The sequence below is a fragment of the Thalassotalea sp. SU-HH00458 genome (assembly GCF_040362795.1).
Classification (GTDB): domain Bacteria; phylum Pseudomonadota; class Gammaproteobacteria; order Enterobacterales; family Alteromonadaceae; genus Thalassotalea_H; species Thalassotalea_H castellviae.
This window is the reverse complement of sequence record NZ_BAABWW010000007.1, coordinates 146,866-167,950: the sequence shown is the minus strand read 5'-3', so window position 1 is coordinate 167,950 and position 21,085 is coordinate 146,866. Positions and strand designations below refer to the sequence as shown.

The following is a 21,085-nucleotide window of genomic DNA, read 5'->3' as shown; positions in this document are numbered from 1 at the left end:
TTTACTGCAATTGTACTCTGAATAAAATCATCTGACATACGCTATCCTTGACAGTTTTTTGTAATATAGTCTTTGTGTAACGGCATTGTCTCTGCTGATTTATCTATCACTGATTTGATATGATCTAATCGGCGTTGTATTTCATCTTCGTCGAGAACATCAACCAAAGGATGATAGCCTTTAGGTTGTAAACCTTGGCCATGCATAACGGCAAGCCATGATGTCTCATTAAAAAGTTCGACATTCTCTCGGTAAATTCTGCCATTGGATTGATATAACTCAATTTTCGCTTGTAAACGGTCAGATACTTTCATATCTCGGCAAAACCGCCAAAATTCCGAATCGTCTCGATCTGTTACTTTATAATGTAAGACAATAAAATCTTTAATGTATTCGAGTTCAGATTTCAATTGTTGGTTATACGTATCGATATCAATTTGATCAAAACCTCGGTGAGGAAACAGCCCCATCAATTTAGCAATAGCACTTTGGATCAAATGAAGTCCAGTGGACTCTAGGGGTTCGACGAAGCCTGCAGATAAACCAATCGCAATACAATTTTTATTCCAGCCTTGTTTACGCATCCCCGTTTTCCAACGTAAAAAATTCGGTTTTGATAACGGTTCATTTTCCATTTGTTTGGTCAATATACTAACCGCTTCGTCATCACTCAGGTATTTGCTTGAATACACATAACCATTGCCAATACGATGTTGTAGAGGAATACGCCATGTCCAACCTACTTTCTGTGCAGTGGACTGGGTGAACGGCTTTAAATTTTCAGGTTCTTTGGCCATGCAAGGCATAGCAACAGCGCTATCACATGGCAGTTCATCACTCCAATCAATAAAGCCAGTTTTTAAAGCTCCTTCAATTAACAAGCCTTTAAAACCTGTGCAATCAACAAACAAATCACCTTCAATTCTCTCGCCACTCTCAAGCTTTATTGAGTCGATAAACCCATCACTATTTCTCAATAAAACATCGACGACTTTGCCTTCTGTGCGTTTTACGCCGCGAGTCGTTGAATAATCACGTAAATAATCTGCGTATAAAGTTGCATCAAAATGGAAAGCATAATTAATTTCGGAAAGTGGTGAGTTCCCCATATTTTGTGGTCGCATAAACCGACCTTGTCTAGCAGCAACAGCCGCAAGTGAATACGCTTCAAGGTCTGGTACTGTGCCTAGTTGATTCATCTTAAGCCAATAATGATGAAATTGTATCGCGTCCATACCTTTGCCATGATTGCCAAAAGGGTGCATATATCCGCCACCTTTTTTAGTCCAATCAATAAACTCAATACCGAGCTTAAAAGTGCCTTTGGTTTTCTTTATAAAGTCATTTTCATCTATACCTAAAATACGATTAAATAGTGTTATTTGTGGAATTGTTGCTTCGCCAACAGACACAGTACCGATGGCGTCAGACTCTATTAATTGTATCTCGCCGTAATTTTGACCTAACACTTTGGCCAGTGTTGCCGCGGTCATCCAACCGGCAGTGCCGCCACCGACGATCACTATTTTTTTTATATGATTATTTTTTGCCGACATAAACGTTCCATAACTGTTTGATATAACGATGCTAACACTCAATAAAAGAAAGTAAAAAGCCGATACTCAATTCTGAATACCGACTTTCACTAATACGATAATGTATGAGGGAAGTTACATTAATCGTATAAACTCACCTTAGAATGTGCCACGTACAACGAAGCTATAGCGTCTATCGTTGGTAAACCATGAGCGTGTTTTTTTATCGCCCGCTTGATTTATTTGCATCATCGTTTCGGTAATATTGTTATTTAAGTTAGTCCCTTGAATACCAAGTTTCCAGTTTTCAGTCACATCCCAAAATAACGATGCGTCAAGTTGCCCATTCGCTTGGTTATAAATAGGCAGGGTAGTAATAACATCACGCGTGGTCAGTAAGTACTCTGAACGCCAGTTATAAGCAATTCGCCCTGAAAAGCCATTTTTCTCATACAATAAAGCTGCATTGGCATTTTTTTCAGATAAACCTTCCAGTGGTAAATCATCAAAAGCAAAATCAGCTGCCTCACCACTATCCGGGTTAGAATCATTTAATCCGGCATTCGGTGAACCATCCTCATTAATATGTGTGTAATTTAACTGAATACCTAAGCCTGACAATGCGCCTGGTAAAGTATCAAAGAATTGTTGATAAGCAATTTCATAACCTTTAATGGTGCCTTTATCACCATTCGTTGCACCAGATACTTGCACCTGTTGAGTAGCACCATTATTGGTATAATCACGAATTGTAACGCCATTAATAAAGTAGTTACTTAAATCTTTATAAAATAGTGAAAAAGTAAGCGAGCCTGCTTCAGCAAAGTACCACTCTAAAGATAAATCATAATTATATGATTCCATTGGCTTTAAATATGGGTTACCTGAGTTTGCGGTATAACGATCATATGCCATAGACACAATATCAGGTTGGCCAGTTTCAGGATTAATATCACTACCATAAGTAATAACATTATCTTCACCAGTGATATCAACATAATTACGCAAATTTCCTAACGAAGGCAACGCAATCGCCTCAGAAAAGCCAAATCGTAATAATAGTTCGTCAGTAAGGTTTAATTTGAAATTAACGCTTGGCAGTATATTGGTGTACTCACTTGAAGCGATTTGGCTTTCAGAGCCACCATTACCAAACGCTTTTTGATCGGCAACTCGGTAAAAGTCACCATCAATAGTAACTGTGCCATCTCCATTATCGACCGGATCTTCTGGCACGTTATCCGGGTAAATAATAAAACCTGCGGTATCATTTTCTAATTTAACATAACGTAAACCAACATTGGCACTGTAATCTAGTCCGTCTATATCACCTTCAAAGTCAAATCTTACGTATGCTGCGGTACTTTTTTCTTGCGTATCATTAATTTCATTAGGAATAAAATCTCCGGTAGTATCGCCACGATCTGCTAACGGGTTCCACCCCCAATCAACCGCTTTAGCATTAGCCAATGATGCATTTAAATTACGATAATCACGCACTAAATCCATTGAAGGAAAAATGAAAGCATTTCCACCTTCCATCGATAATACGCCGCCCCGAGCAAAATTATCAAAACTGACAGTTTCATGAGGAACATCCGTATCGGAATACCAAATATTGCCTCCTGCCCAAGCTTCAGACAAGACGCCCCAGTTATAATCTGACTGACGAGTAGTTTGCTCTCTATCGGAATATCGCACACCGAATTGCACAGACTTAATAATACCTTCATCAAAGGTATATTCAGCATCTAATTGACTAGCAAATTCATCACCTTCATTATCCGATACATGGTCCATAGCACTTCTAAAAAAGTGTTTAGTTGGATCAGTAAATGGGTTTGCTGAAGTATCACTCCCTTCACCATCATAACCTGGATGATATAAGGTAATGTCTGCGACACCGCTACCGGTCAAATCCATTCCTACCACGGCACGCGTTGCTCCCATCAAAGAAACATCTTCAATCTCCATTGTTGAATCAACATATTGGATATCAAAATTAAATGCCCAAGAATCATTCGGGGTATATTTAACGTTAAAGCTGTAGTCATTAACAATTGATTCTTCAATACGTGAACGCGATTGCATATTGTGTTGCATTCCGTAACGCTGAGGATTGCCATCACCTCGCCACCCTGCTTCAGAAGTAATAACCCCACTCTCAAAATAACCATTTTCATCAAATTCAAACTCAGTACCCGCAACGGGTAGCATATTAGAATGAGAATCACTGTCATCCATTTCCATGACGCTTTCCCCCCAAGAGAGGCCAGCTTCAGAGCGAATATACTCACCGGTTAGTAAAATCGTTCTATCCGTATTTTCCCACTGTAAAGAGGTCGCAAAACCTTCACGGGTACGATCATCTAACTTTTTACTTAAACGCGTTGAGCGAGGAATAAACTTCGAGTTGTCCCAGCTTTGCATTTCATAAAGCCCAACCTGTACACCATTAGATTCTACTTTCATTTCAGAATTAGAATAATTTACTAAGAAGCCTAAACGACCTGTATCTAGTTGCCAAATATCGCTATATAACGCCGAAAAAGTCGGAGAAGTTTGTTCGCGTAAATCTGTGTATGTGGCATCGGCACTAAAAGCAAATACTCGCCCGTCGGCATCAAATGCTTTACGTGTATTTAAATTAACAGTCCCGGCAATTCCACCTTCAATCATATCGGCGGTTTGGTTTTTATAAATTTCAACCGATCCCATTAACTCTGGGGAAACATCTTCAAAGCTCAATCCTCGACCTGAATCTGCTGAAAAAGTATCTCTTGCATTAAACTCACTGCGAACATGTGTTAAACCACGAACAACCACGCCACCACCTTCAACACCAAAATGATCTGGATCGTCTGCTGCGGCAAAGCGCTCTATGGCAACACCAGGCATTCTTGAAATAGCTTCAAGCACACTTCTATCTGGTAATGAGCCCATATCTTCAGCGGAAATAGCGTCTATTACCGTATCGGCTTCCATTTTCATATTTTGCGCCGAAATTAAATTGCCACGTTGGCCTTTTACTTCGATAACTTCGATATCTTCTTGTTTGATCTTTTCTTCAGCTTGTACTGCTGTAGATGACAGTCCTACAATTGCAGAAGCAATTAAAGAATATTTAAATATGCCCCCTTTATTGTGATGATTTGAATTTTTTCGTTGAGAATTATTTCTCATGGTGCGAACTCCCCAAATGTTAATGCAGCGTTATAACGCTTGCTTATATTTTTTTGTTTTCAGGGTCTACGTTAGTCCGATGAACGACAAGAGTCGTTCAAAGAAAATAAATTTAAGGAGTTTGAACGTTCAACTTTAAGCAATACGTATAGATATACGATTGTGAACAGCAATACCTAGCATTTAAATCATTGAAATATAGATAATAAAAAACGCTATCAATAAATTTAATAGCGTTTTTTTAACGAATAATTATGGGAGGGAAATTACATTATACTCGTGCTAATTCTGCCTTTAGTTCATCTTTATCTATTTTGTTTTTATCTGTTTGCACTAAGGGTAGTGACTTTTTGTAAATGACCCGACTTGGGATCATATATGAAGCTAAGTGCTTTTTAAGTTCAAAGATAATTTCTTCTTCAGATATTTCACTCGCAGCGGAATACACCATAATAATCTCTTCTTCTATGAGTTCATTATCGATACCAAACACCGCACATTGATCAATTTGACTAATATTTTTTGCGACAACCGATTCAACTTCATAAGGCGATACCCTAAATCCACGCGTTTTAATCATATCGTCATGCCTTGAAACAAAGTAAAAATAACCCTCTTCGTCTTTATAAACATAATCACCTGTGGCCACGACAATTTCATCCGTTAATTGCCCTTCAAGTTTTATCACATCTTTTAAAATATCGATCGACTTGAACCGCAAAGCATTTTGGTTAGGTGCATTCCAAAAACCTTTATATATGTAGCCGCCACGATGAATCATTTCTCCGACTTCTCGCACCGCGCATTCTTTACCGTCTTCATTAATGATATAGAGTTCTACATCAGCAATAGGTTTTCCGATAGAATCAGGACGAATTTGTACTTGTGAGGGATCTAAATACGTTGAACGAAACGCTTCCGTTAAGCCATGCATCGAATAAAACTTAGCCTCAGAAAACGTATTTTTACAGTCATTGATCATTTTTTCTGTGACATTACCGCCAGATGAGGTAATTGTTTTCACATGAGAAAAGAGTGCTGCACTTGGGATTCGTTGACCTGAGTCTTCAAACATTTGTGAAATATTAACCGGCATTAACGGTAAAACGGTTACTTTGTCATTAATCACATGATTAAAAAAGTCATCCGGTAGAATAAACAAGTGTAATGCTAACGTGGCTTTTTTATAAAGGGTGCAAAATATTTGATTTAGACCGTAATCTAAATTAAAAATCAACGTACCTGAGATCACATCATCTTGTTCTAAGGCTAAATATTGCGAAACTACACGTGCTGAATCAATTAAGTTACGATGAGAAATTACAATACCTTTTGGTCGACCCGACATACCAAACGAATAAGTAATTACGGCACTGCTGTAACTATTAATATTGCAGTGATAAGGCTTATTATAATATTTGAAAATCTCTTCAAACGAAGCCATGTTGTTATCGGTGGTTTGATATGAAATGACTTTGCCTGAAAAGTTTATTTCTTCAATACTTTCAAGTTGTTGCTTATCAGTAATAATACACTGTATGCCACAATCGTTAATAATATACTCAACTTGCTCAGGTTTTAACAACTTAGTGAGCGGTACTAAAATATAGTCGGTCGATAAAATCGCTAAGATGGCAATTACTTGTTCAATACTTTTACTTGAATAGATACCAATGCGTGAATCTTTCGGTAAATCGAGCTCTTTCAAATAAAAAGCAACTTGATTCACTTTTGCAAAAAGTTCTTTGTAAGTTATTGATTTGTCGTTATATACAATGGCAGTTTTATCGCTATGCGTTTCTACCGCATTTTCAAGAAGCGTTCTAATACAGTTTATTGACATGCTGCTTTTCCTTTGGCACCTAATGTCCAGATATCATAATTACTATCTAGTACAGTCGCAGGATTGTGATCTGAATTCATAATTTTCTTATAAAAGAAGGAGATAATATCTTCAATTTCTTCCACGGTAAGCACTTTCGTGATCCCTCCGGTTAACACAAAAGAGTTCACAGATAATAATTTTAGGTTAACATATGCTTTTTTGTAATGTGATATTTTGCATAAAACTAAAAAAATGGCTAATTGCATCAAAATCTTAGTAGCTTTTTCACTTTGTTCTTCGAAGATATTTTCCGTCACTTTTAAATGCATTAATAACTCATAAACAAATTCGTTATTTTTCGCGGCAAAAATTAACGATTGTTTCGATTTATATACCCCTAATTTTTTGAACACTAAACGATCGTATTCATTTTCGGTGACAATGTTTTCATCAACTAAGTCTTTAGAGTAATGAATATCTGTGGTTGCGCCACCAATATCAAGCAAAACAAACGGATTGACCACTGAATATTTTGAATCAATAAACGGCAAGGTTTTATTGACTACGTAAGGCGTAGAAAAAATTTGATTATCGGTAATGTCGTATAAGTCTTTGATGTCTTCTTTGCCTTCAATATCTTGCTGATAAAGGTTAGTTAAATACTCTTTTAAGTCATCTTCAACAATATGCAACCGGTCATCAATAATATTGGGTAAGACCACAACATCGTTAATATTGTCTTTTATAAGTTGCGCATCACATTCGCTGCCTACATACACAATATTTGAGTAGGTCAATTTTGCTAAATAACGAAATAAATCATCAGAAAAATTATTCGCGTTTGAGTTAATGCCACCGGTAATAATCACCACATCAATTAAGTCACTCGGTACCGAATACGTTTCAATGTTTTGAAACAGTAGGGTATCGATAATATTGATGCCAGAATTAAAGGCGATATTGGTGGCATACTTTAACGAAAAAGAATTAGTCACACCGATAATAAGCGTACTTAAACCACCATTTGCTGAAGAACAAATATGAATATCTTTTTTATCAAAGCTGTCGATAGCATGGCCACATTTATGGGTTAAATCATCGATAATAGACTTATTAAAATCACGAAAATGTTGCTCAATACTGTTATTGGTACTTAATTTAAAATAAGTACTACCGACATCAATTAATAACTTTTCTTGGCCGTTATCGGCATTTTTTAGCTGGCTCATTGCATAATTCCTATGTCATGAATAATGTCGTTGACAATATCTGTGGTATCTTTTGTCAAATTACATTGAGCTTTTTCAAACGTGTAACAACGATCAGGAATCGGCACATTGCCACGTTTAATAATACGAATATTTTTGTTAGCATCGCGCACGGTGATCATATTATTGTGATTAATAATATGTGGTGAAAATGGCACATCAATGATGCCATTTTTAATTGAGTTAAACACTTTTCGCCATAAAGTATCAGCAGGATCGTTAAAAACTGCTTCCATAATCGCTTTCACTTCTAAAGTAAGAATTTCTTCTTCTTCTTCATCTACTACATTTGGTAAGCCATTTAAAATACCTAATGAATATTGCGTATTAGCTACGGTCTTTGCATTCGCTTCTTTGGTTGGAATACCAGAAGCTTCTTCACGGGTTTTAGTGATAATTTTATCTGCGCCAACCATAGAGGCAATCACCGTAGAAATACTAATTAATTGCTCGGCATAATTTTTGTTCATCGGAAATGCCCCCATCCATTGGTGATAAACCAAATTAATGGCGGCGTCTGAACAGTTAATTTCTGCGGCATAATGCTTAGCAAGTTTTTTAAGTACTGCACCGGTGACAATATCTTGATTCATTGAACCTTGTTGCGCGAAAGACACTGAAAACGACTTGACGCCTTCTTCTAATGACAACAACATTTCCAATAATTGAATAACAATGGTGATTGATGGCGGTACTAAGGTAGCGGTTAAAGGCCCAAATGACTCTCGGTTAATCGGCTCATTTAACTGTGAATAATTCGCACAAACTCGCTCAACATATTTCCAATACAAAAACGCTTTATCTAACGGAAAGTTCTTTGAATAAGGTAACAGATAAGTGATAGGTCCGCCTTCAATTTCAAAAATACCGGAAGCAATCGCCGTTTCAATTAGTAAGCGGGCATCTGGCGTACCATGACGTAAACTTACCGGCTTGTTAAAATGGGTGATCATTTTACGCGTTGTACGATAACCATGATTAACCAGCGGGTAACCATTTAACATATCCACATCGTTTTCTTCACTCAAACGTAGCATTTTCTTCGACGTAGCATAATCATTAAGGCGAGTATTAGAATCTATGGTAAGTGGTAATACATCAACATTGGCATCAACAAAAAATTCATATAACGCAAATTGCTTTTTGTATGTAGGAAATCCACCACGCGGTTGTACCAACATTTTCTTTTGATTTTTAAAATGATGTGAGATAAATAAATCTTTGCTGGCATTAGTGACAAATTCTGCCACTTCCGCAAAATCAAAACTATCAACGTATTCATTATTGAGAATAATTTCTCGTTCTTCTTGCAATAAACTCATTAGTTTTTTCTCACTTCTAATTGTCTTTCATTGATCATTTCTTCTAATGAGTCTAAACCAGTATTTAAATCTACTTGATGACAAACAATATCAAAACCGTAACCTTTGTAACGTGGAATAATGTCATCAGCGTTACCTGTACCAACCACTAAGTTGCCACCAATCATCATAATAACGTCATCTAGTTTCTTATATTTAGCTTTAAGCAGTTGTACTTCTCGCCCCCAACCTTCAGCTTCACCATTTAACGACGAGATCAATAAAACTTCTGCGCCAGTTTCGATAACAGCGTCAAAAAATTCCTCTAAATAAGTATTTACCCCGAGGTTAAACACTTCAAAACCCCTTGCTTGCAAGGAAAGATCAATCAAACGGTTGGCGACAACATGGATATCATTTCCCACAACGCCTGTTACAACTTTCATATGGTAAATTGCCTAATGTATATACAAGTATATTTATTCAATAAATGTGAATATATAGTATCAAATATTCTAATAAAACACTGCTTTAATGATAGAATACTGGCTTATAAGTAAGAACAGGAAAGATATATGACAATTTTCACTGCAGACCTTTGTGATGAATATAGTGACCAAGTACAGGTTTTGGCGGCTGGTTTTCAAAATTATGGCGGAGTAGATAACTGCCATGGCGAAATTATCACCATCAAACTCAATAAAAACAATAGTGATCTTATCAAACTACTTCGTGACGAAGATGGCACCGGAAAAGTCGTTGTTGTTGATGTAGATAAAGAATACTTTGCGGTAGTGGGTGAAAATTTAATGAAATTTGCTCATCAAAATAATTACGCCGGCATTATTATTAATGGTTATGTCAGAGACACGTTTCAAATAACCGATATTCCTGTTGCATTATACGCATTAGGGACCTGCCCAAGAAAATCAATTCCGGTAACTTCAGGCGAACGTGCCATTAAGCTCACTTTTGGTGGCGTTGAATTTAGCCAAGGTGGTTATCTTTATGCCGATACCGATGGTGTGATCGTAAGCAAGGATAAGATTGTTTAGCGATTGATAAAACTAAAGCTCAATTAAATTTAGACAAAAGCCCTGACTTTTAAATAAAGTCAGGGCTTTTTTATCAGTCTCTGAAGCTTTTAGCCTACAGTACTTTGGCAATTGACTGCGTTAAATAATCAACATTGTCAGTTGAAATGCCTGCCAAACTTATACGGCTAGAACCAACAATATAAATGCTAAATTCGTCTTGTAGACGTTGCACTTGCGCTTGATCTATACCTAAAAATGAGAACATGCCATTTTGACTCGTGATAAAACTAAAATCACGTTCTACACCGTTTTCTTTTAATTTATCAACTAACAACTGACGCATGTTATTAATGCGGTCACGCATTTCTTTTAATTCGCCATGCCATTGTGTTGTTAATTCATGCGAGCTCAAAATCGTTTCAACAATCGCTGCACCATGCGCTGGCGGCATAGAATAAGCAACACGTACTACAGAAAGTAACACTGAATTAATAATATCAGCAGCCTCTGCACTTCGCCCAATAATCGAGCAAGCACCAATTCGTTCACGATATAAACCAAAGTTTTTCGAACATGAACTACAAATAATCATTTGCTCAACAGTGTCTGCCATTAAGCGTAAACCGTATGCATCGGAGTCTAAATCAGTACCGAAACCTTGATAAGCCATATCAACAACTGGCATAAAACCAACATCTTTTGCAACTTCTGCTACCGCTTGCCACTGTTCTTGATTTAAGTCCATACCACTTGGGTTATGACAACAGGCATGAAGCAAAACCGCATCTTCTTGTGGAATATTTTTCAGTGCATTTACCATGCCTTCAAAATCTAAGCAGTTGTTTTCATAATCGTAATACGGATATGTTTTTACAATTAAACCTGCTGCTTCGAATACCCCTTTATGGTTTGCCCATGTTGGGTTACTGACCCAAATAGTCGCGCCAGGCGTACATTTTTTAATGAATTCACCTGCAACACGTAATGCGCCAGTGCCCCCAGGAGTAGACACAGTGCGAATACGATTTTCAGTAATAACCTTGTGATCGCCTAATATAAGGTCAGTCATTTTCGTATTAAATACTGGCGAGCCTGTTGAACCTAAATACGCTTTACTTGCTTCATTATCAACGCGAAATTGTTCCGCTACTTTTACACAGTCTAACACTGGCGTATTACCTGCAGCATCCTTATAAATACCTGCACCTAAATCAATTTTATTAGGGTTATTATCCGCTTTAAATTTAATCGATAAACCTAAAATTGGATCGGCGGGTAATTGCTTTAACTGGGAAAACATAACGATTGATACCTTTTACTGCGTTGATGAATATAGTTAGCGCGGATTATAACTCAAATTCGACTCAAATTCGTAGCAAAAACTGAAAGAATATACACAAAAAAGGAATAAATAATTACAAAAAGCAGGTAAAAATGCTTTTACTCTCTAAAGCAGAAAAATAGCTGCGTTCACATTAGCAATACTTGCGTGCTAAACACCTTGCTATTTCAATAATTATTTCACCACTGCAAAGCTAGGTAAGTCGCAAAGCTGAATATCCAATTTTCTGCTACACTCATCACATATGCAATAAATAAGGAGATTAGGTGAAAATTTTATTGGTATTTTTCTTGCTATTATTACCTAAGCTATCCGTTGCAAAAACAATCACCTTAAGTAGGGGACATGACGCGACTGTGCAAAGTGTTTCAGAAAGTGTGCTATTAAAAGCCTATCAAGATTTAGGCATAAATTTAACGATTATTCATGCTCCCGTAGGCAGATCATTACTTTTAGCCAACAATGGGGAAGTAGACGGTGAAGTATCAAGAATAACCAATGTAGAAAATCAATATAAGAATCTTATCAGAGTGCCTGTTGCGATTAATTATGTCGACATTAGAATGTTTACTTATAATAAAAAGCTCTTGAGCCATGAAAAAAACATAAGTAGTTTTTACCGGATAGGCTGTATCAAAGGAGTTGTTCTCGTTGAGAAAATTATCTCAAAACTCAATGAAACATGTCATAGTTTAACAGGCTTTAAACAAGCAATTGATATGTTGAATAAAAATAAACTAGATGCGCTCATACTTCCTTTATCGGTCGGATTACATTTCAAAAAAATAGACTCTCAGTTTTTTCATAGTATTTATGGCAAAACATTAGGGAAAGAACCGTTATTTCATTATTTGCATAAAAAACATCATGAATTAGTGCCTAAGTTAACGCATATTTTAAATAACATGGCACTAGATATTAATGCTGAAAGTTATCGAGAAACAATCAATAAAACACTTGTTAACCCCTCTACCATTAGACAATAACAAGAGAGTGTCATTTTTAAAAAAATGACTAACTTAGCGGCTAATCATGACAACTGCTAGTTGATTCTCTTTTTACTAAACTGGGTATATAACGATGCTTAAAGTCATTTTTCGATGCAGAGTTATTACCAAACTCGATCGCTAACTTGGCAGCATTTTCAGCCATATTTTCAATAGGATAATGCATAGTCGTTAGCTTAGGTCTTGAATACTGCGACAATAATACATCATCAAAACCGATCACGGACACATCTTCGGGAATTCGAATACCATTATCTTCAAGTACGGAAATAGCGCCAATCGCCATTGCGTCATTATAAGCAAAAACAGCTGAAAAAGGTTTATTTAGCGAGAGTAACTGTTGCGCCGCCATTTCCCCTCCTTTTAGCGTAGGTTCATGATTTATTTCTTGAATAATGGCTTGCACTGAATTCGCATTTTCAATGGTTTCAACAAAACCTTTACGTCTTAAATTTGGATCTTCAATATCAAAATTACTGTTTAATAAAGCAAAGTTAGCATGACCTAACGCCAATAAATGCCGCGCGGCAATTTTTCCGCCTTCAATATTTTCTAACCATATACATCTTTCTTCAATACCGGGAATGATACGGTCAATAAAAATGATACCTGGCACTTTTTTACTCAATTCTATTAATGTCTCATCAGCAAGTTTTTTGCTATGTACCACCATAGATTCACATCTTTGCTCAATCAGTAGGTTAATAGCATTCAGTTCACTTTCACAACTAAAACCACCAGTACTCAATAGCATATGTTGTTTCTTATCACGTGCGATACGTTCAACACCATTTGCTAATGAAGCAAAGAACGGATCATTTAAGGCAGGAATGACGACGCCTAACGTGGTATTTTTTTTCTTTACTAAGGCACGCGCATTTGCATTAGGCGTGTAGCCAATCTCAGCCATCACTTTTAATACTTTATCCCGCGTTTTATTGCCAACTTTAGGCCCGTTATTTACCACACGAGAAACGGTTGCAATAGAGACGCCTGCAATACTGGCAACATCTTTTATTGTCGACAAGGGTAATCGTTTAACCTTTACTGGGATATTTATATGACTAACTTAACGATTAATTAGATTGTATTCAATAAAAATCAGTAGAATTGTTGCAAATAAAAATGTAAACGTTTACCCTTTTATAAAAAGTCCAAGTGAATAAACAAGATGACAAATATATTTGATCCAACTGAACATCCTCATCGTCGCTTTAATCCATTAACGGATGAGTGGGTATTGGTGTCGCCACACCGCGCTAAACGCCCTTGGCAAGGGCAAATAGAATCAATAGAACAGATATGTCGTCCTAGTTATGACGAAAATTGCTATTTGTGTCCGGGGAATACAAGAATTAATGGCGAAGTTAACAACCAATATAACTCGACTTATGTTTTTCAAAATGATTTTGCCGCTTTAAAAACGGATACTCCTAAAATCAGTTCAAACGATCCGCTTTTTAAGTTTTCCGTAGAACAAGGAGAAAGTCGTGTCATTTGTTTTTCACCAGATCATAGCAAAACACTGCCACAGTTAAGTCAGAACGAAATTAGCGCCATTATCAAAACCTGGATTCAACAATATCAAGCACTGGGTAAAACGTATTGCTCAGTTCAAATATTTGAAAATAAAGGCGCAATGATGGGCTGCTCAAATCCACATCCGCATGGACAAATTTGGGCTCAACAACAAATCCCCACATTAATTGCAAAGAAACAACGCGGACAACATAAATATTTTCACGATTATCAACAACCGCTATTACTTGATTACGCCATTAAAGAGGCCAAAGCTGCGGAGCGAACAGTCGTTGAAAATGATGATTGGTTGGTGGTTGTTCCTTATTGGGCCGCTTGGCCATTTGAAACGATAGTGTTACCTAAATTCAATGTGCAGCGAATGGTAGATCTCACTTTAACCCAACAAACATCACTCGCGGATATTTTAAAGCAAATCACGATTCGTTATGACAATTTATTCAATTGCTCATTTCCTTATTCGATGGGGTGGCATGGTGCGCCATTTGATGACAAGCCCCACCCAGAGTGGCAATTACACGCAAGTTTTTTACCGCCATTATTACGTTCATCCACAGTACGAAAATTTATGGTGGGTTATGAAATGATGGCGGAAGCACAGCGAGATTTAACGCCAGAGCAGGCCGCTGAAAAACTCAGAAATACCTCATCAGTACACTATTTAGAGGATGTGTAATGGATAGAAAAACATGGATTACCAAGGCTTTTACGCAACATTTTACCTCCACACCCGATATAATTTGTCATGCTCCTGGCCGAGTTAATTTAATTGGCGAACATACCGATTACAACGCTGGATTTGTGTTACCGGCAGCGATTAATTTTGGCACAGATATCGCCGCCAAAAAGCGTACAGATAACATAGTCCGTGTTGTTGCGGTCGACTTAGATAGTGAAGTTATTGACTTTAACTTAGACGAAATTTCATTTAACCCAGACAGCATCTGGATTAATTATGTCGCTGGCACATTAAAAATATTACGTGAAGTTTTCCCACACTTTACTGGCGCAGAGCTTGTGGTAAGTGGCAATGTCCCTCAAGGGACGGGATTAAGTTCATCCGCAAGTTTTGAAATTGCCGTACTCAAAACTTTCGCACAACTTCATCACTTAGCACTAGATGGCGTCAAAGCCGCTTTAATTGGGCAGCAAGCTGAAAATACCTTTGTCGGATGTAACTGTGGCATTATGGATCAACTAATCTCGGCCCTAGGTAAGCAATCACATGCGATGTTACTAGATTGCCAATCATTACGTTATCAATATGCCAATATTCCTGATAATTTAGCTTTAATAATTGTCAATTCTAACGTTAAACGAGGCCTAGTTGACAGCGAATATAACACTCGCCGAGAGCAATGTGAGCAAGTTGCTAAGTACTTTAATAAGCCGACCTTACGAGCGGTTTCATTAGCGGATTTACAAGCTAATCAAGCAGAATTATCGCCAGTGTTGTTTCGAAGAGCCATGCATGTCATCACTGAAAATATTAGAACTGAAAAAGCGTTACAGGCATTAAACAATAATGACATGAAAATGATGAGCAAACTAATGCAAGACTCACATCTTTCCATGAAAAATGATTTTCAAATCACAACAACTGAAATAGATTACTTAGTAGAAATAGTTGCACAAGAGTTAGGGGAATATGGTGGAGTACGAATGACAGGAGGAGGCTTTGGTGGTTGTGTAGTGGCATTAGCACCCCATAAGATGACCCAACAGATCACCGAAAAAATCACTCGTTGTTACAAAGATAAAACCGGGTTAACTGCAGATATTTTTGTTTGTAGTACCACCAATGGCGCATTCTACGAGTAATCAAAAAAATTAATATATCTTAATATAATAAAAAACAGGTAGGTAGGAATAATGAATTTTGAAACTACACTAAGCACCCTAGATAGCGGTGTTTTTATGGTATATGTCGCAGGGCTACTCATCTTAGCCTTGTGGATTTCACGCAATGAAAAAAGTGAAGGAGCAAATACCGAAGATTACTTTCTTGCCAGTAAAGCACTTCCTTGGTGGGCAATTGGGGCGTCGTTAATCGCATCAAATATTTCAGCAGAGCAAATTATTGGTATGTCTGGTTCAGGTTATGCTTTAGGTATGGCCATTGCTTCATATGAATGGATGGCAGCAATTACTTTGATTTTAGTCGGTAAATACATGCTACCTATTTTCTTAGAAAATAAAATATTTACCATGCCGCAATACTTGCAACAAAGATATGATAATCGTGTTAAAACCGTTATGGCAATATTTTGGTTAGCGGTTTATATTTTTGTCAACCTTACCGCTGTTTTGTGGTTAGGTGGTTTAGCCATTGAAACAGTCGCAGGCGTTGATTGGATGTACGGTATGATATTTTTAGCCGTTTTTTCGATAGCTTATTCATTGTACGGTGGACTAAAAGCGGTTGCTTATACTGATATACTACAAGTAACCCTCCTGGTATTCGGTGGCTTATTTTTGAGCTATCTTGCCTTAGATGCGCTCGGTGCAGGCTCTGGTATTTTTGCGGGCTTTACTCGGATCACCACAGAAATACCTGGCCATTTCGATATGATTTTAAGCCCCGATCATCCAAATTATATGAGTTTACCTGGTCTTTCAGTGCTAATTGGTGGGATGTGGGTGATGAACTTCAGTTATTGGGGATTTAATCAATATATTATTCAACGAGCTTTAGCTGCTAAAAATATTAAAGAGGCACAAAAAGGGATCGCGTTTGCCGCCTATTTAAAATTACTTATGCCGTTAATTGTCGTTCTACCGGGTATTGCCGCCGTTATTTTACAACCTGACTTAACGACGCCCGATAAAGCTTACCCTTCAATGATGGCGTTAATGCCAGAAGGTATTAAAGGTCTTGTTTTTGCAGCCTTAGTGGCAGCAATCGTTTCTTCTTTAGCATCTATGACCAATAGTATTTCAACTATTTTCACTATGGATATTTATCATAAATTTAAGCCAAATCAATCAGAACGACACTATGTACGTATTGGACGAATTGCAGCTTTAGTTTCTCTTTGCATCGCATTAGTGGTTGCCGAGCCCTTACTCGGTAAGTTTGAGCAAGCGTTTCAGTATATTCAAGAATTTACCGGATTTTTTACTCCTGGCATTGTGGTGATATTTGTTATGGGAATGTTTTGGAAACGTACAACGTCCAACGGAGCCCTCGCTGCCGCAATCGGTTCAGCTGTTTTCTCATTAACGCTTAAATTTGCGTGGCCATCACTGCCATTTATGGATCGTGTTGGCTTAGTCTTTTTAATCTGTTTAGCATTATGTTACCTAGTTTCTTTACAAGGTAACACAGCTAATAGCGATAGCTGTGTTGATATCAAAAACATTAGCTTTTCAACGGAAAAAAGCTTCAATCTAGCGGCTCTTGGCGTAACATTGATTTTAATAGCTTTGTACGCGGCTTGGTGGTAATCAGTCGAAAAAATGCGCGAATCCCTAATAAAGAATCGCGCATTTACCTAAAATTATAATCGGTAATTTTCTTTGAATATAACGAGGTTGAATAAATTTCACCACGGAAGAATTTTTGCCTTACTTTGTTGCTGAAGATTTTATGACATCGTTACATTCTTTAACCATTGCTCAAAAGCAAATCATTAACAGTGCGTTGGACAAACCTATTAAACTTGTTACTTTAACCAACGATAATGGTTTAACCGTCTCATTATCAAACTTGGGAGCAAGTATTTGGTCTGTCACAGTACCTAGTCAGCACAACAACCAAGCTGATAAAGAATTAGTACTTAATTATCATAATGTTGCTGATTGGTCATCTAACCCATATTATTTTGGTGTGACAGTCGGGCGAGTAGCAAACCGGATCAGCCATGCTTGTTTTGCGCTTAATCGTAAAAAAATTAAATTATCAGCCAACGAAGGCGACAATCAATTACATGGTGGCCCCGAGGGAATAAGCAAAGCTATTTGGTCATTTGAAAGCTTTGAAAAACCGAATACTGTCGGCGTTATTTATCGATATCACAGTCCAGATGGAGATCAAGGTTACCCTGGAAACATGGACATTGAAATAACCTATAGTTTGAACAATAGCAATGAGTTAACACTCAGCTATCAAGCAATTGCCGATCAAACCACCCCTATTAATTTAACGAACCATACTTATTGGAATATTGCCGGCACAACATCCCGTGATATTTTAGATCTAACACTTGAGTTACCTGCCGAACATATCCTAGCGCTAAATGAACAACAAATTCCAACAGGAGCGTTACTACCTGTAACCAATACGGCATTTGACTTTCGCCACCGTAAATCCATAGGTAAAGATATTGAAACGCTTGCTCATGGTTATGATCATTATTTTATTATCGATCGTAAAACCCGTGATTTAATAAAAGTTGCTGAATTATTCGATCCAAAGTCGGGCCTTACCATGGAGGTTTTATCGACAGAAAAAGGCCTTCAATTGTATAGCGGCAACTTTTTAACCAATAGCCATTTTGGCGGTGATGGTAAACCATTGAATAAATTCAAAGGTTTATGTATTGAAACTCATGGCTACCCCGATGCGGTTAACCATGCAAACTTCCCCAGTATTATTGTCGAAAAAGGAGACATTTACCGACAAACTACTCTCTTTAAATTTAGTCAATTTTAACCGGTTCTTTACCCTCAATAACATTTTATTCTGGGTTTACTTGAGTAAGGTTACAACTGCTTAATTAATAATTCAAAGCCGTATTTCAGTGCTTTTATAAAGATATCTGCATCAGCTTTATTAAAAACCATAGGAGGCTTAATTTTTAAAATATTATGAAATTTGCCTTCTGTACTAAGAATTATCTGTTGAGCTTTTAAACACTCAATCAGTTGTTCAGTGAACTCCGTCGCTGGCTCCTTACTCGTTCGATCAACGACTAATTCAACACCAATAAATAAACCAAGACCTCGGATATCACCAATAACCTCATATACTTGTTGTAATTTTTCTAACTCTTGTTGCAAGTATTTCCCTGTCTCAAATGCATTGTCCATCAATTTTTCTTCTTGGATAACCTCTAAAACTGCCTGTCCAATAGCACATGAAACAGGATTACCCCCAAAGGTATTGAAATATTCCATACCAGTAACAAAAGCATCCGCTATAGCCTGTGTTGTGATCACTGCTGCCATTGGATGACCATTGCCGATAGGCTTACCTAAAGTAACAATATCTGGTACCACGTTTTGTGTTTCAAACGCCCACATATGGCTACCAACACGACCAAAACCTACCTGTACTTCATCTGCAATACAAACGCCACCTGCATCTCTAATCATTGAATACACAGATTGCAAATATCCAACTGGCATAATAATTTGTCCAGCAACCCCTTGTAGTGATTCACAAATAAACATCCCTGGCTTTTTATCTTGTGCACCAAGTTCAGTGATCACACGTTGTACATCTTCAGCATATGCCTGTGCACTAATGAGACTATTTCCGGAAAATTTTCCTCGATAGGGATCAGGTAACATAACTTGGTGCACATATTTTTTTGCTCCTTCTCCGCCTGGACCATCAAACTTATAGGGACTAGCATTAATACAGGCATTAGTATTACCATGATAGGCACCTTCGACGGTTAAGAGCTCTTCTGAACCGGTGTAATTTTTTGCCAATCGAAAAGCTAGCTCATTCGCTTCGCTCCCTGAATTAACAAACATACACACAGATAAAGGCTCTGGCATAGTTGCTAATAATTTCTCTGCATAAGTCACCAAGTTATCATGCAAAAAACGCGTATTCGTATTAAGTTTTGCCATTTGTGCTTGTCCAGCGGCAACCACTTTGGGATGGCAATGGCCTACATGACAAACGTTATTAACCATATCAAGGTAAGGAGTACCCAGTTCATCATATAGATATGTACCTTTTCCTCGGACAATTTTAAGCGGCTCTTTAAAACTAAGGCTTAATGTTTTACCTAGATGAGTTTCTCTAAAGGTTTTTATATCTTTTTTACTTTTCCCTGAGTCAGGATTTACATGACATGCCGCCTTTAGTTGACAAGTAATGGCAAAAATATGTTGTTGTTTGAAGTAACTAAGTAACTGCCAAGCGGGCGCTACTGAAACCGCTAAGTAGTCGTTATCGGGCTCTTTTTTCATGGCTAATGCTGCATTACACACACTGCTACACAATCTTAGTAGGATCAAACTCAGTAAAACATCGAATTCGTCGTTATTAAGTGGATACTCTTGATAAAAACCAACCACGACGCTTTTTAGGGTTTCAATTGGTTCAGCTTGTCCCATCATGGCATAAGCCGCTGTAACAGCGAGTTCATTGATAGAATGACTAAAAACCATATCGCCAAAATCAATCAACCCACAGATATTTTTAGGGTTAGTAATGTTATCGACTAAAAGATTATGATCATTTGCATCATTATGAATAACACTGCGTGGCAACTTCGCGAGAATCGGCATTGTCTGGGCTTGATAATTCATTAAACAGTCAGTGACAATTTTCTCTTGTTTTTTGTTGAGAAATTGTTTCTTTTGTTGGCAAATCGAAAAACCATGCGCTAGATCCCAGTCGAAATAACGGTAGGCGCCTGGATGTTGAAAATCTGCGAGCGCCGAAGTTACTGTTGCCATAAACTGCCCAAGGTTTTCCCATAACTCAGGCCCAACAGCTTCACAACTTGCTTGAGCGTAGAAATCACCTGTTAAATACGTAAGTACCCTTAAATAAAAGGTGTTATCGTCTTCGTCGTGAATTTCAGTAATGTAATAGCCATCTTCATTTTTTTGAGCCTGAGGAACAGGTAAGCCTTTCGCAGTTAAGTGCGCCATTGCACTGTTTTGCATTTCAAGCTCAACTTTTTTATCTGCTCCATTGGCAACTTTAATGACATAACGCTGTTGACCAGTATTTAATAAAAAATTTTGATCGCTATAACTTGCTAGAGGCGTTAACTCGCCTGCTAATTGATAGTGCTGCTTTAAATACGTTAATAAAGTATCCATTGTAAATGTTGGCTTTACTGAATTCATACTGATCTCT

At 37.5% G+C, this 21,085-nt stretch carries 15 protein-coding genes; 6 read left to right on the top strand and 9 right to left on the bottom strand.

Annotated elements, in window-relative coordinates:
• Window positions 1-41: 41 nt before the first annotated feature.
• The 6 genes from ABXH06_RS12370 to glmS form a co-directional block, all read right to left on the bottom strand.
• The gene (locus ABXH06_RS12370; RefSeq protein ID WP_353518422.1) at window positions 42-1,556 is read right to left on the bottom strand and encodes a tryptophan halogenase family protein; all 1,515 of its coding nucleotides are present in this window, start codon (window positions 1,554-1,556) and stop codon (window positions 42-44) included.
• A gap of 138 nt (window positions 1,557-1,694) precedes the next feature.
• The gene (locus ABXH06_RS12365) at window positions 1,695-4,718 is read right to left on the bottom strand and encodes a TonB-dependent receptor (RefSeq protein WP_353518421.1); all 3,024 of its coding nucleotides are present in this window, start codon (window positions 4,716-4,718) and stop codon (window positions 1,695-1,697) included.
• Between the two features lie 271 nt (window positions 4,719-4,989).
• Window positions 4,990-6,561 carry an AMP-binding protein gene (locus ABXH06_RS12360; protein WP_311582329.1) on the bottom strand — a complete coding sequence of 524 codons (1,572 nt, stop codon included), beginning with the start codon at window positions 6,559-6,561 and terminating at the stop codon, window positions 4,990-4,992.
• Window positions 6,552-7,772, bottom strand: a complete 1,221-nt coding sequence (locus tag ABXH06_RS12355; RefSeq protein WP_353518420.1) for a glutamate mutase L — start codon at window positions 7,770-7,772, stop codon at window positions 6,552-6,554. The genes ABXH06_RS12360 and ABXH06_RS12355 overlap by 10 nt, the downstream gene beginning before the upstream one ends.
• Window positions 7,769-9,133 carry a hypothetical protein gene (locus ABXH06_RS12350; RefSeq protein WP_353518418.1) on the bottom strand — a complete coding sequence of 455 codons (1,365 nt, stop codon included), beginning with the start codon at window positions 9,131-9,133 and terminating at the stop codon, window positions 7,769-7,771. Before ABXH06_RS12350 ends, ABXH06_RS12355 begins: the two co-directional genes overlap by 4 nt.
• Window positions 9,133-9,558 carry a methylaspartate mutase subunit S gene (glmS, locus tag ABXH06_RS12345; protein ID WP_353518416.1) on the bottom strand — a complete coding sequence of 142 codons (426 nt, stop codon included), beginning with the start codon at window positions 9,556-9,558 and terminating at the stop codon, window positions 9,133-9,135. The genes ABXH06_RS12350 and glmS overlap by 1 nt, the downstream gene beginning before the upstream one ends.
• Window positions 9,559-9,687: 129 nt before the next feature.
• On the opposite strand from glmS, the gene rraA reads away from it, so the two are divergent.
• Window positions 9,688-10,167, top strand: a complete 480-nt coding sequence (gene rraA, locus ABXH06_RS12340; RefSeq protein WP_353518415.1) for a ribonuclease E activity regulator RraA — start codon at window positions 9,688-9,690, stop codon at window positions 10,165-10,167.
• A 94-nt stretch (window positions 10,168-10,261) separates the two neighbouring features.
• Here the strand turns inward: rraA and ABXH06_RS12335 are convergent, their stop codons facing one another.
• Window positions 10,262-11,449, bottom strand: coding sequence for an amino acid aminotransferase (locus ABXH06_RS12335; protein WP_311582314.1), 1,188 nt, complete (start codon window positions 11,447-11,449; stop codon window positions 10,262-10,264).
• 308 nt (window positions 11,450-11,757) lie between these two features.
• On the opposite strand from ABXH06_RS12335, the gene ABXH06_RS12330 reads away from it, so the two are divergent.
• Window positions 11,758-12,477, top strand: a complete 720-nt coding sequence (locus tag ABXH06_RS12330; protein ID WP_353518414.1) for a transporter substrate-binding domain-containing protein — start codon at window positions 11,758-11,760, stop codon at window positions 12,475-12,477.
• A gap of 40 nt (window positions 12,478-12,517) precedes the next feature.
• Here ABXH06_RS12330 and ABXH06_RS12325 read toward each other — a convergent pair whose 3' ends face one another.
• The gene (locus tag ABXH06_RS12325; RefSeq protein WP_353518413.1) at window positions 12,518-13,525 is read right to left on the bottom strand and encodes a LacI family DNA-binding transcriptional regulator; all 1,008 of its coding nucleotides are present in this window, start codon (window positions 13,523-13,525) and stop codon (window positions 12,518-12,520) included.
• 144 nt (window positions 13,526-13,669) lie between these two features.
• On the opposite strand from ABXH06_RS12325, the gene ABXH06_RS12320 reads away from it, so the two are divergent.
• From ABXH06_RS12320 to ABXH06_RS12305, 4 genes are all read left to right on the top strand, one after another.
• Entirely contained in the window at window positions 13,670-14,713 is a 1,044-nt protein-coding gene (locus tag ABXH06_RS12320; RefSeq protein ID WP_353518412.1) for a UDP-glucose--hexose-1-phosphate uridylyltransferase, read from the top strand.
• The gene (gene galK, locus ABXH06_RS12315) at window positions 14,713-15,858 is read left to right on the top strand and encodes a galactokinase (RefSeq protein WP_353518411.1); all 1,146 of its coding nucleotides are present in this window, start codon (window positions 14,713-14,715) and stop codon (window positions 15,856-15,858) included. Before ABXH06_RS12320 ends, galK begins: the two co-directional genes overlap by 1 nt.
• Before the next feature lie 51 nt (window positions 15,859-15,909).
• Window positions 15,910-17,484, top strand: a complete 1,575-nt coding sequence (locus tag ABXH06_RS12310) for a sodium/sugar symporter (RefSeq protein ID WP_311582298.1) — start codon at window positions 15,910-15,912, stop codon at window positions 17,482-17,484.
• A 142-nt stretch (window positions 17,485-17,626) separates the two neighbouring features.
• On the top strand, window positions 17,627-18,691 hold the full coding sequence (locus ABXH06_RS12305; RefSeq protein WP_353518410.1) for an aldose epimerase family protein: 1,065 nt from the start codon (window positions 17,627-17,629) through the stop codon (window positions 18,689-18,691).
• Window positions 18,692-18,741: 50 nt separating this feature from the next.
• Here ABXH06_RS12305 and ABXH06_RS12300 read toward each other — a convergent pair whose 3' ends face one another.
• Window positions 18,742-21,075, bottom strand: a complete 2,334-nt coding sequence (locus ABXH06_RS12300) for an aminotransferase class III-fold pyridoxal phosphate-dependent enzyme (RefSeq protein WP_353518409.1) — start codon at window positions 21,073-21,075, stop codon at window positions 18,742-18,744.
• Window positions 21,076-21,085 lie beyond the last annotated feature (10 nt).